Origin of the sequence: Citreicella sp. C3M06, from assembly GCF_018860705.1 — a bacterium.
Classification (GTDB): domain Bacteria; phylum Pseudomonadota; class Alphaproteobacteria; order Rhodobacterales; family Rhodobacteraceae; genus Salipiger.
The window spans coordinates 22427-34575 of sequence record NZ_JAHKQA010000039.1 but is presented as its reverse complement, the minus strand read 5'-3'; the positions used below and the strand labels follow the sequence as shown (position 1 = coordinate 34575).

General features: G+C 63.2%; 14 protein-coding genes. 12 read left to right on the top strand and 2 right to left on the bottom strand.

What is annotated here, in order from left to right; translation table 11 throughout:
- Positions 1 to 37 precede the first annotated feature (37 nt).
- Genes KO516_RS07955 through KO516_RS07930 form a run of 6 tightly spaced genes read left to right on the top strand, consistent with a single transcriptional unit; the run spans position 38 to position 5377 of the window.
- Positions 38 to 1270: an ABC transporter substrate-binding protein gene (locus tag KO516_RS07955; RefSeq protein WP_216003261.1), complete on the top strand. Its 1233-nt coding sequence runs from the start codon at positions 38 to 40 to the stop codon at positions 1268 to 1270.
- Positions 1271 to 1275: 5 nt separating this feature from the next.
- Entirely contained in the window at positions 1276 to 2010 is a 735-nt protein-coding gene (locus KO516_RS07950; RefSeq protein WP_216003260.1) for an ABC transporter ATP-binding protein, read from the top strand.
- On the top strand, positions 2007 to 2729 hold the full coding sequence (locus KO516_RS07945) for an ABC transporter ATP-binding protein (RefSeq protein ID WP_216003259.1): 723 nt from the start codon (positions 2007 to 2009) through the stop codon (positions 2727 to 2729). The genes KO516_RS07950 and KO516_RS07945 overlap by 4 nt, the downstream gene beginning before the upstream one ends.
- The gene (locus KO516_RS07940) at positions 2729 to 3598 is read left to right on the top strand and encodes a branched-chain amino acid ABC transporter permease (protein WP_216003258.1); all 870 of its coding nucleotides are present in this window, start codon (positions 2729 to 2731) and stop codon (positions 3596 to 3598) included. The genes KO516_RS07945 and KO516_RS07940 overlap by 1 nt, the downstream gene beginning before the upstream one ends.
- Positions 3595 to 4551, top strand: coding sequence for a branched-chain amino acid ABC transporter permease (locus KO516_RS07935; protein ID WP_216003257.1), 957 nt, complete (start codon positions 3595 to 3597; stop codon positions 4549 to 4551). Before KO516_RS07940 ends, KO516_RS07935 begins: the two co-directional genes overlap by 4 nt.
- 52 nt (positions 4552 to 4603) lie before the next feature.
- Positions 4604 to 5377 carry an alpha/beta fold hydrolase gene (locus KO516_RS07930; protein ID WP_216003256.1) on the top strand — a complete coding sequence of 258 codons (774 nt, stop codon included), beginning with the start codon at positions 4604 to 4606 and terminating at the stop codon, positions 5375 to 5377.
- Here KO516_RS07930 and KO516_RS07925 read toward each other — a convergent pair.
- Positions 5347 to 5754 (bottom strand): helix-turn-helix domain-containing protein, encoded by a 408-nt coding sequence (locus KO516_RS07925; RefSeq protein WP_216003255.1) that lies wholly within the window; start codon positions 5752 to 5754, stop codon positions 5347 to 5349. The two genes, KO516_RS07930 and KO516_RS07925, sit on opposite strands and share 31 nt — an antisense overlap.
- 62 nt (positions 5755 to 5816) lie before the next feature.
- Between KO516_RS07925 and KO516_RS07920 the strand changes: the two genes are divergently transcribed.
- Positions 5817 to 6089 (top strand): hypothetical protein, encoded by a 273-nt coding sequence (locus KO516_RS07920; protein ID WP_216003254.1) that lies wholly within the window; start codon positions 5817 to 5819, stop codon positions 6087 to 6089.
- 128 nt (positions 6090 to 6217) lie between these two features.
- Here the strand turns inward: KO516_RS07920 and KO516_RS07915 are convergent, their stop codons facing one another.
- Complete coding sequence (locus KO516_RS07915; protein WP_216003253.1) at positions 6218 to 6949, bottom strand: DeoR/GlpR family DNA-binding transcription regulator; 732 nt, start codon at positions 6947 to 6949, stop codon at positions 6218 to 6220.
- Between the two features lie 63 nt (positions 6950 to 7012).
- Here KO516_RS07915 and KO516_RS07910 point away from each other — a divergent pair, with 63 nt between their 5' ends.
- The 5 genes from KO516_RS07910 (at position 7013) to KO516_RS07890 (ending at position 11812) form a co-directional block, all read left to right on the top strand.
- Complete coding sequence (locus KO516_RS07910; RefSeq protein ID WP_216003252.1) at positions 7013 to 7669, top strand: TIGR00725 family protein; 657 nt, start codon at positions 7013 to 7015, stop codon at positions 7667 to 7669.
- A 46-nt stretch (positions 7670 to 7715) separates the two neighbouring features.
- Positions 7716 to 8789, top strand: coding sequence for an ABC transporter ATP-binding protein (locus KO516_RS07905; protein ID WP_216003251.1), 1074 nt, complete (start codon positions 7716 to 7718; stop codon positions 8787 to 8789).
- On the top strand, positions 8786 to 9673 hold the full coding sequence (locus tag KO516_RS07900) for a carbohydrate ABC transporter permease (protein ID WP_216003250.1): 888 nt from the start codon (positions 8786 to 8788) through the stop codon (positions 9671 to 9673). Before KO516_RS07905 ends, KO516_RS07900 begins: the two co-directional genes overlap by 4 nt.
- A complete protein-coding gene (locus KO516_RS07895; protein ID WP_216003249.1) occupies positions 9670 to 10482 on the top strand; it encodes a carbohydrate ABC transporter permease in 813 nt (270 codons plus the stop codon). The genes KO516_RS07900 and KO516_RS07895 overlap by 4 nt, the downstream gene beginning before the upstream one ends.
- Before the next feature lie 85 nt (positions 10483 to 10567).
- A complete protein-coding gene (locus KO516_RS07890; protein WP_216003248.1) occupies positions 10568 to 11812 on the top strand; it encodes an extracellular solute-binding protein in 1245 nt (414 codons plus the stop codon).
- Positions 11813 to 12149: the final 337 nt, after the last annotated feature.

Genomic DNA, 12149 nt, shown 5'->3' with positions numbered 1-12149 from the left:
CTAATAACAAAAAGCAACATCCAACTCGGAGACCCCCATGCTGAAGAGAAGACACTTCCTTGCCGCGACCTCGCTGGTTGCGGCAACCATCCTGCCCGGCCTCGCCGCCGCCGAGGTGGTCAAGATCGGCGTTCTCGCCCCGGTGTCTGGCCCCGCCGCCGCCGACGGCCAAGAGATGGTGAACGGCGCGCAGCTAGCCATCGATCAGCTCAATGCCGCAGGCGGTATCGGAGAGTATACGTTTGAGCTCGTGGTTGGCGATGCTGCCGACCAGAGCGCGGCCTCCGTCGCCACCGCCACCGAACGACTGCTGGGCGACCGAGACATGGGCGCCATCGTGACCGGCTACGCCTCGGGGTCAAACTTCGAGATCGACATGATGGCCGAAATGGAGATGATCTACCTCGTCTCCGCAAACTCCGCGCAGACTGCCGAGATCATTACCGAAGATCCCGATGCCTTCCCGACTGTGTGGTCCTTCAGCCCGTCCTTCGACGCATACAACACCGGCGTTTTGCCGGTGATCGAACAGCTGATGGCAGAGGGTTCGGTGCCCCGCGAAGAGAAAACGCTAGCGCTGATCTCTTCCGACAACCCTTATTCCAAGACCATCGCGGAAGGCCTCGTGGAAAGCTTTGAGGGCGCGGGGTGGGAGATCACCGTGAACGACCTCGTTCCCTTCGGCGAAGTTGGCGATTGGCGCGGTTTCCTCGCGCAGGTGCGGCAGAACCCGCCGACCGTGGTGATCAACACCGACTACCTGTCGGGCAATGCCGCAGCCTTCATGTCTCAGTTTATGGAGCAACCCACCGATAGCCTCGTGTTCATCCAGTACGCGCCTTCGGTTCCGGAGTTCCTTGACCTGACGGCAGAGAAATCTTCGGGAGTGCTTTACAACATGCTGGGCGGGACGTTGCCTGCCAGCGCGTCCGAACGTGCGGCCAAGGTCGTGGGCGACTACGAGGCCGCCTATGACACCACCCCGGGCGTCTACGGTCCGATGCTGTATGAAGAGGTCATGCTGTATGCCGCCGGGCTCGAAGCCGTGGGCGATCCGGTCGACCGCGTTGCCATTGGCGAGTGGATCGGCGCGTCCTCTTCTGACACAGCCGTGGGCAAGCTCGAGTTCGACCCCGCCACTCACCTCGCGGTGCAGGGCCCCGAGAACATTCCGCTGCAGTTCTACCAAATTCAGGATGGAACCCGCGTGCTGTTCTCGCCCGACGCCTATGCCGACGGCGCCTTCGTCACTCCGCACTGGATGGACTAAGCGTCATGCCGGAACCGATAATCGAACTCAGGGGCGTCACCAAGACCTTCGGCGGGCTGACGGCGGTCAACGACGTGACCTTCACCGTCAATCGCGGCGAGGTCTTCGGCGTCGCCGGGCCCAACGGTTCCGGCAAGAGCACGCTGTTCAATTGCATCACCGGAATCCCCTTCGGCCCGTCCGGAGGAGAGATCCGCTTTGACGGTGTGCGCATCGACGGCATCCCTCCGCACAAGATCTTCCGGGCGGGCCTATCGCGCACCTTCCAGAAAGATGCAGAGTTCCCTGACCTTAGCGCGCGTGAAACCGTCGCACTGGGGGGGCATTATGGCGCGGGCCTTGGCGGGAAGGTGCTGGAACAGGCCAGCGAAGAGGCGCTCGACCTCGTGGGGTTCGAGCTCTCGCGGCGCGACATGGCCACGGCCGACCTGTCGGTCTACGGCAAGAAACAGCTGATGATCGCATCGGCGCTGGTATCGAAACCGGCGATCCTGATGCTGGATGAACCAGCTTCGGGCCTGACCCGCCCTGAGATCGCGGCGCTTGACGAGCTGCTGATGCGGGTCAACCGCTCGGGTGTCACAATTCTTATTATTGAACACGTTCTCGGCCTGCTGCTGTCGGTGAGCCAGCGGCTGCTGGTGCTCAATCAAGGCAGCGTGCTGACCGAAGGCGCCCCTCAGGAAGTCATCCGCGACGAGCGCGTGATCGAGGCCTATCTGGGGAGTGCCGCCGCATGACGAGGCTTCTCGACATTACCGGCCTGCGCGCAGGCTATGCCACCGTGCCTGTTCTGCACGGGATCGACCTGCATCTGGACGCGGGCGAGGCCATCGGTCTGTTTGGGCCCAACGGCCACGGCAAGACGACATTGCTGCACGCCGTGTCAGGGCTATTGAAGCCCACGGCGGGCTGCGTGCGCTTTGACGGGCAAGACATTACCGGCGCGAAACCTTCCGCCATCGTGGCGGCGGGCCTTGTGCAGGCGCAACAGGGCAACACGCTCTTTGGCGACATGGGCGTGCAGGAGACGCTGGAGCTTGCCGCCTTCAACACGCGCGCCCGGTCCGGCTGGCAGACTCGGCTCGAAGAGGTGCAAGCGCTGTTCCCGCGCCTTGCGGAACGCAAACGCCAAAGGGCACGAACCCTGTCGGGAGGCGAGCGGCAGATGCTGTCCATCGGCTGCGCCCTCATGTGCAACCCGCGGCTTCTGATCCTTGACGAGCCAACGCTGGGCCTATCGCCGCGCCTCAAGGGTGAGCTGCGCGAGGCGATTGCCGAGATTGCCCGCAAAGGGGTGCCGCTGATCGTGGTCGAACAGGACGTCGAATTCCTTCTGGCGCTCTCGAGCCGACTCTATCTCGTGGAGCAGGGCGAGATCGCACGAATGATCAACCGCGCCGACGCTCCCGACCACAAGGAGATCATGGAAATGTATTTCGGAGAGCAGGCGCACTGATGGATGGCGTACTCATTCCCACGCTGGTGTCGGGCCTTTTGCTAGGTTCGCTCTATGCGCTGATGGCCTCGGGGCTCAGCCTGATCTGGACAACTCTCGGCGTGTTCAACTTCGCCCATGGCGCGCTGATGACGTTGAGCGCCTACATCGCCTGGACCGTGTCCGAACAGTTTGGCCTCGGCCTTGTGATGGGGTTTGTCGCCGGCGTCGGCGCTGCCGTCATCGCAGGGGTGCTGATCGAGCTTCTGCTGGTCCGCCCGTTTTACGGCAACCGCAACATGATGCTGATCACCGTAATGACGACTCTGGCGGCCTCGACCATATTGGAACGCGGCATTTCGATGATCTGGGGGCCACGGTTGAAGCAGCTCCCGCGCACGCTTGACGGACAGGTGAGCCTACTTGGCGCGCCGGTGTCGGCGCATGAGGCGCTGATCATCGTGTTGGCGCCTGCGGTGCTGATGGCACTGTGGTGGTACACCGGGCGCACCCGCAGCGGCCGCTCGCTAAGGGCCGTGGGGCAAAACCCCGGTTCGGCGGCGCTCATCGGTATTGATGTGCCGCGGACCTTCAGCCTGGCCTTTGGGCTGTCGGCGGCGCTGGCGGGGCTGACCGGCGTTCTGCTGGGCTCGATCCGCTTTGTGACGCCTGGCCTCGGGGCCGATCCGTTGGTCAATGCGATGATCGTCGTGATCTTTGGCGGGCTTGGCAGCCTTGGCGCGACGGCGGGCGCGGCCTATGTCATCGGGCTGCTCGAGGCGCTGCTGGTGCTTTGGCTTGGCCTTTACTGGACCCCCTCGGTGCTGTTCGTGGCGCTGATCCTTGTCCTTGTCTTCCGACCCAACGGACTTTTCGGGAAAGCCACATGACACGCAACAGAAGCCTTTTCGCGCTGGCTGCGCTTTTCATCCTGGCGCTTGTTCCGGCGATCGTCACCGACAGTTACACGCGCCACATCTTCATCATCGCGTTTATCTACGGCACCGTGGCGGTGAACTGGGACCTGAGCCTTGGTCTGGCGGGGCTGTTCAACTTCGGTCACCTCGCGTTCTTTGGTATCGGCGTCTACACGGCGGCGATCCTCACCACGTCGCTGGACCTGTCGCCCTGGCTCGCCATTCCGCTTGGCGGGGTCACGGCGGCGCTCGCGGCGCTATTGATCGCGCTGCCAGTCGCAAGGTTGCAAGGTATCTACGTCGTGCTCGTCACTTTCGCTTTCGGGCAGCTCTGCATGCAGGTGGTGCTAAGCCAAGGCGACTTAACCGGAGGGGCGGAGGGACTCGTGCGGCTGCCCTATCTGCGCCTCGGTGACTACTCCTTCATCCGCGATTTCCGCTTCGGCTACTACTACATCGCGCTCGGATTGCTGACCGTTTCGGTCGCGTCGCTGATGCTGCTGGCCCGCTCTCCTTTCGGCAAATCGCTTCGGGCGCTGCGCGACAACCCCGATTATGCCACCGCGCGGGGCATTTCCGTGGCGCGGCAAAGGGTGCTGGTGCTCTGCGCCTCGGCAGTGTTCACCGGCATAGCGGGGGGATTTTACGCTATTTACCTGCGCGTCGCCTCGCCCGAGGTCTTCGGCTTCTCGGTCGCCACGCTGATCTTGTCGATGGTGCTCATTGGCGGGGCGGGGTCGATCCTTGGCCCGGTGTTCGCCGCGCTCGGGCTGACCTTTGCGACCGAAGCCATGGCTGGTATCCGCGGCCTTGAGGAAGCGCGGTTCCTCGTCGTCGCGGTGGCCATGATCCTGGTGCTGCGCATTGCTCCCGCAGGCGCCATCGACATCTTTGCTCGGCTGTTCACGCCGCGCCCCAAATCCTGAGGAGACCGTCTTGCAGACTCATCGCATTGATACGACCCATGCCACAATAGCCGTGGATGACACCGGCGGCAGTGGCCCGGCGGTTCTGATGATCCATGGGAATTCGTCCTGCAAGGGCGTGTTTCGCAATCAGGTTCAAGGGGCAATCGGGCAGGAGTTTCGCTGCATCGCCATGGATCTTCCTGGCCATGGCGACAGTGCAGACGCGCCCGACCCCGAACGCACCTATTGGATGCCGGGCTACGCCGAAACCGCGCTCGAGGTGATGCAGGCGCTCGGCATCCAGCGCTTTGCCGTGCTGGGCTGGTCGCTTGGCGGTCACATCGGGATCGAAATGCTGGCCCGGAGCGAAGCACTTACCGGGCTCATGATTACCGGCTCTCCTCCCTTCGCCCCAAGCGACGAGTCCCTTAACGCGGGCTTTCGCCCTAGCGAACATATGGGCCTTGCTGGGCAGGAAATGTTCTCGGAGCAGAACGTGGCGGATTACGCTCATTCCACTTGTGGCGCCAACGCTCCGTTCGAGGAGTTTCTCCTCAAGGCAGTGGCCCGTACGGACGGGCGCGCAAGGAAACTGATGTTTTCACGGATCATTGCCCCGGCAGCCGCCGATCAGCAGGCAACGGCTATTCACAGCACTCGCCCGCTGGCCATCGTCAATGGCGAGGATGACGTGTTCATCGACAATGACTTCATCGCGGCGCTGCCGTATGAAACGCTGTGGGAGGACACCGTGCACCGCCTTCCCGGGATCGGCCACGCCCCATTCTGGGAAGTTCCCGATCAGTTTGACCCCTATCTGCAGCGGTTTCTGGCCTCGCTATAATATCCCCGGCGCAGGCGCGGCTGATGGGAGGTACGGCGCTGCTTGCGCAGCCTCTCACGGGATACCCTGAGGCCATGGTCCTCGGCCAGATTCCCGGCCGCCGGCGTCGGCCCAAAGTCGGCAGGCTGTTCCTTCACAAGCATCACGGCAAAGGCCGCACCGCCGGAACGATCCAATTGTTCGACCGGTCGGCCGCGCGCCTTGTGCCGGACCGCCGCCGGGCGTTCGGTTCGGGAGCGCTTCAGCAGGCGCTGCACCTGACTGCGGCTCAACGCCAGAAGTGTCGTCGCATTGCCCGCTGTCATCCAGCCCTGGACGACTTGGCTCAAAACTTCTACGCGGTTCAGGTCGTGCTCTGCTCCCACGCTTTGGGTCACGGGAAGCTGGGATTATCCGGCTGTTTCGCGATGACGGGCCGGTTGCGCCATCGCGATAATGCATGGCAATCGAGACGTCGTATCCGATCGCGCTGTGGCGCGCGATGATCGGTTTTGCCCTGACCCGCCAACGCAAGGGCCGCGCCGCCCGCCACCTGACCGCCTGCGCCAACATGCGGCGATCACCGATTACGGCTCGCATTCAACCCACGCGACCTACACCGCCGCCCTCGCCGAAGCGCATCCACGAAAGGCCCGTTCTGGGACAAGGTTCCGTAGACGACGAGCAGGCGTTTGGCCTGACCCTGCCCATCGGCACAGACGCGCGGGGTTAGAATCGACCATCAGACGAATATTTTCTGAGCAGCACCTCCGGCGCAGAGCGGCCCTTGCCTGATTACGCCAAACCTTCGCGGGCCGGAGTGAAGGCGTGCAAGGGCGGGAGAAATCCGCGGCCTAGGACCTACGACGTTTCCGCTTCGGTAATAACCAACTGAAAACGGCTGATCGGAGCGATCGTCGAAAGGGCCGTTCGTCCGAACTTGCTTGTCGTGCAAAGCAGGTACGAGGCCGCGGCAGCGTTCATTGCCGCCTTTTTGACCGCGATCTTGGAGGTGTTGAAGTCCATCACCCTCGCGTTATCGTCCACCGCCGAACAAGCGATCAGCGCGATGTCGATCTGGAGGTCGTGCAGCCGCAGGATCACCTCCTCTCCGGTGAGGGAGCCATCGCGGCCAGACATCCGCCCCCCGATGACGTTGACCTCATGCGCGTCGGGGTCGAACAACAGCGCCGTGCGGATGCTGGTGGTGAAGATCCGAAAGCCCGCCCGCTGCGCCAACCGCGCGGCGCAGCATTCGATGGTGGTGCCCACGTCCAGAAAAATGCTGGCCCCGTCCGGGATGGCGGCGGCCGCGCGTTCCCCGACCACCTGCTTTTCGACCCGTGCCACATCGCGCTTGGCCGCGTGGTCCAGCCGCGCGGCCTCTGCCGGGCCTACCGGTCCAGCGCCACCGTGAAAGCGCTGCAACAGCCCTTTTTCGGCCAGCGTGATGATGTCGCGGCGCACGGTCTGCGCCGAGACGCCGAACTCTTCGGCCAGTGCCTCAATCGTCACAAAGCCCGAGCTCAAAACGCGGCTCAAGACCACGCTTTGGCGCGACGATAAATCTTCGGTGGACTGCGTATCTGTCATAAAACTGTGTAAATTATCATCCATCAGGTGGAAGAAAGTTTACACGAACGAAGGCACGCCGCAATGCAAGAAAGCTTCTCCCGCAGCGAAGATGGTCGGTTTTTTCTAGGTCAGAATGAGCTTAGCGGCAGTCAATGGGCGTGGCGCGCCAAGGGCGCGGCGCTCCCGAAAAACGCCGAGGATACCACCCCTGTCACCGCGTTTGAGGTTCTTACAGCTCTGGCCCGCACCCGCCCATTGCAGCAATTGGTTGTCGGCATCATTGGCCCTCGCAATGCCACAGCCGCGCAGATCGAAGCTGCCGAGGCCGTTGGCGCAGCCTTTGGTGCCTTGGGCCTGACGGTGATCTGCGGTGGCCGCGGTGGCGTGATGGAGGCCGCCTGCAAGGGCGCGCTTGATGCAGGCGGGCTGCCAATCGGCATTCTGCCCGGCATCGATCCACAAGAGGCCAACCCCTATGTCGCGGTGCCGCTGACCACCGGGCTGAACGAGGTGCGCAACATCATCATAGTGCGTGCGGCGCGGGTGCTGGTGGCCGTGGGCAATTCGCCAGGCACCCTGACCGAGGTTGCCTATGGCCTGCATTTCGACAAACCCGTGGTTGGCGTGGCCGGGGCCGCGCAGTTGGATGGTGTGTATCACACCGCCGACGCCGCAGCCGCCGTCGAGGCCACGCTGGCCCGCCTGCTGGCCGATTTGCCGATGATCGCGGCCGATTGAAATGACCGAAATCTTACACTGTCGACCCCGCGCGGATAAGCCTGCCTTGTCGCTCTGCAACGTCTCCAAGCGCTTTGGCGACACCACGGTCGTGTCGGATTTTTCGCTGGATCTTTTCGCCGGTGAGTTTGTGGCCCTGCTGGGCGCGTCCGGGTCGGGAAAATCCACAACCCTGCGGATGCTGGCGGGGCTGGAACGGCCCAGCAGCGGCAAGGTCTTGATGGATGGCGTCGACGTGACCGACCTGCGCCCCGCTGCACGCAACATTGCGCTGATGTTCCAAAGCTATGCGCTGTATCCGCATCTGAGCGTTCGGCAGAACATTGCAACGCCGTTGCGTCAAACGCGCCTCAGCGCCGCCGCGCGACTGCCCGGTGCGGGCCTGCTGAGTGGGCAGGTTCGCAAAGCCGAGTCCGAGATCAACGCCCGCACCCAAAGCGTCGCGCAGATGCTGCGGCTGGACGGCCTGCTAGAGCGCAGGCCAGGCCAGCTATCCGGCGGCCAGCAACAGCGCGTTGCATTGGCGCGCGCGTTGGTGCGCGATCCGTCGGCCTTTTTGCTGGACGAGCCGCTGTCGAACCTCGACACCGCCCTGCGCCACAGCACCCGCGAAGAAATCCGCGACTTGCATCGCCGCACCGGCCACGCCTTTTTGCTGGTCACCCACGATCAGACGGATGCGCTGTCGATGGCCGACCGGATCGTGGTGATGATCGCAGGCCGCGTGGCGCAATGCGCCTCGGCGGCGGACATCTACCACAGGCCTGCCAACCGCGAGGTCGCCCGCTTTATCGGCGCCCACCGGATGAACATCCTGCCGCCCGGTGTTGAGGCTGCCTCGTTTCACCCGCGCGGGATGCAGGATGACATCGGGATCCGCCCCGAAGCGTTGCAGGCCGATCCAAACGGCGCGCTGCTTGCAACTTTGACAAATGCTGCCTTCCACGGCGAGGAAACCCTGCTGCGACTGCGCACCGACGCAGGAGCCGAACTGCTGGCCGTGACCGAAGGCACTGCGTCCTTGCCACCGCAGGGAACCAAGATGCGCTTTGGCGCTCAGGCGGCGCGGCTGCATTGCTTTGACGCGGCCACCGGCCTTCGCAAGGAAATCAAGGCATGAATATGCGCGAAAGCATGTCCACCCTCTTGCTGACCGGCCCGGCAGCGCTGGCGCTGGTGCTGTGTGTCTTTCTGCCGGTGGCTGTGGTCTTTGTGCTGGCCTTTACCAACTATCAGATCGGCGCGCCGGGCATCGGCTGGGTCGGGCTGGACAATTTCGCACAGCTTTTTGGGTCGCGGATGGGCCGCAACGCGATCCTCAATACACTGACCTATGTGTCGATCGTCATTCCCGCCTCGGTTGGGCTGGGGCTGCTGGTGGCCTTGGGCCTGCACGCGCTGGCGCGCAGCCTGCCGCGCGTTTCCGAAATGCTCAAGGCGGTGTATTTTCTGCCCGTCGCCGCCACGCTAGTGGCCATGGCGGTGTCGTGGCAGATGCTGCTGCACCCCTCGCTGGGGTTGGTCAACACGTGGTCCAGCGCGCTTGGACTGCCCGCGCCCCTGTGGCTGAGCGATCGCGGCCTTGTGTTGTATACGCTGTCCGCAATCGGCATCTGGCAGAGCGTTGGCTACAACATGGTGCTGTTTCTGGCCGGGCTCGCCGCCATTCAGCCCTCCCTTTATGATGCCGCCGAGGTCGACGGCGCCACCAGCGGCTGGGCGCGCTTTTGGCTGGTCACCTGGCCGATGCTTGGCCCGACAACCTTGTTTGTGATGGTGGTAACCGCAGCCAGCGCCTTTCGCGTGTTCGAAACGGTCGCGACGCTGACCAAGGGTGGGCCGGCCTTTGCCTCGGACACCATTGTCTATGCGCTCTACCGCGAGGGTTTTGTCTACTTCAAGGCAGGCTATGCCAGCGCCATCACCGTGGTGTTTTTCCTCGCGCTGCTGTTGCTGACCGCGCTGCAGATCTGGGTCATCGAACGGAAAGTGCATTACCGATGAAACGCATGGTTTTGCTTGGGCTTCTGGCCCTTGGCGCGGTGGTTGTGCTGCTGCCCTTCATCTGGATGGTGTCGGTTTCGCTCAAACCGCAGGCCGAGATCTTTACCTCCTCGGTTACCTTGCTGCCGCGCGCGCCGACACTTGCGAACTACTGGCAGGCGATCACCCAGACCGCGATCCCGCGCTATCTCCTGAACGGAGCACTCGTGACCGGTGGCATCCTTGTGCTGCAATTGCTGGTCTCGGTGCCCTGCGCCTATGCGCTCGCGCATCGCAGGTTTCGTGGGCGCGGAGTGTTGTTTGCGGCCATCCTCGCAGCGCTGCTGGCGCCCTTTCATGTGACGGCGATCCCGATCTTTCTGGGGCTGGCGCAGCTGGGCTGGCTGAACTCCTACACCGCACTGATCCTTCCCTTCACCGCGACGGCCTTTGGCTTGTTCCTGTTGCGTCAGGCCTTTGCCCGCATTCCCCGAGACCTGATCGATGCCGCCCGCGTCGATGGCATGGGCGAAATGGCCATCGCATGGCGCATCGCCTTTCCGCTGGCGATGCCCACAGTGATCGCCTTTGCGATCTTTTCGGTCACCGCCCACTGGAACGATCTGTTCTGGCCGATGATCGCCACCACCGATCCGCAGCTGGCCACCCCGCCGCGCGGCATCCTGTTCTTTCGCGACGCCGAAAGCGGTGATGCGCCGGGCCCCCTGATGGCGGGGGCCGTGCTGGTGACCGCGCCGCTGGTGCTGGCGTTTTTGCTAAGCCAGCGCCGCTTTACCCAAGGCCTGGCCAACACCGGCCTCAAGGGATGAAGCCGCCCCCACACAAAACCAAGAGGCGGCACACCGCCCGTCCTGCTCTTTGATCCCCATTGACTGAACATCTCAGGAGACAGTTATGAACCGTTCCATTCTCGCGCTCGGCCTTGCACTGGTTGCCGGGTCCGCGGCCGCTGACACCACGCTGCGCGTGCACTACGCGATCCCCACGATCTGGGCCGACACGCAGGCCGCGCTGGCCGATGCCTTCATGGCAGCGAACCCCGACATCACCATCGAACTGGACGGCCCGGCCGAAGGCTATGCCGAAGGCGTGCAGCGGCTGCTGCGCGAATCCGTCGCTGGTACGGCGCCGGACGTGGCTTGGGTTGGCCTGAACCTGTGGCGCGTGCTTGAAGCGCGAAGCCTTGCGCAACCGCTGGACCATTTTCTGCCCGAAGACCCCGAGGCCGTCGGATATACCGGCGCTCTGCTCTCACTGGGGCGCTTTGAAGACACGCAATACGCCCTTGGCACTTCGGCCTCGACGCTGGTCGCCTACGTCAATCCCGACCTGGTCGCACGCGCGGGCGGTTCGATGGAGGATTTTCCCACCGATTACGACGGTATCATCGAGCTGGCTGCCAAGATCGACGCGCTGGACGCCACCATCGAGGGTGTTTGGGTTTCGCCTCATGACTGGCGCTTTCAGTCATTCCTCGGAGCGCACGGCGGTCGCCCGATGACTGCCGATGAAAGCGATATAACCTTCGACAGCGACGCGGGCGTGGCCGCCGCCACGATCTATGGTCGTTTCGCATCCGAAGCGGGTATGTCCACCATGAGCGAGAACGACGCGCGTCAGGCCTTTCCCGCTGGCACGCTGGGCATCATGTTCGAAAGCTCCTCGCTCATGGCGCGCTTTGCCGAGGGTGCGGGCGAGCGCTTTGACATGACGGTGGTGCCGATGCCGATCGTAGCGGCGGACGAAGACGTCTATCTGCCCACCGGCGGGTCGGGCATCGTGATGCTGACCGACGACGCGGAAAAGCAGCAGGCGGCATGGGACTACATCGCGTTTGTCACCAGCCCCGACGCCCAGAAGATCATCGTCGAGACCACCGGCTATGCCCCCACCAATGCGCTGGTTGTCGAAGATGACAGCTATCTAGGGGACTTCTACGCCCAGAACCCCAACGCCCGTGTCGCGCACGCGCAGGTCGCGCAATATGCAGGCCCCTGGTATGCCTATCCCGGCGCCGAAGGTGTTGCCGTCACCGACGTCATCGCGGCCGACCTGCTGAAGGTTGTCGAGGGCGCGGACCCGCGCGAAGCGGTTGAAGACCTCGCCGAAACAACGCGCATGATGCTGGGTTTCAACTAGAGCTCAAGGAATGCGCGGTCCGCCATGGGCCGCGCATTTGCAATGCAACGCGTCGGCTCGCGGTACGCGGTTCATTGGCTTTTCGAAATTTGCCTTTGGCGTGTTCGGAACGGGTCTAGGCCGCTCTTTTCGATGAAAGGATGGCAAAGAGATGGCGGCGTCACTGGGCATTGATGATCTGACCCTCCTCCTTTGTGGATCATCGCAGACTCACCTTGGCACATCGATGCCGACGAGGGTGGTAACATGATCAACGCCCCGCTTCGCGAAGGCTGTTTCCTAGAATCAAGATTATGAGTTTTACTATCAAGGGGATTTGCCGGTGGACCCACGGTCT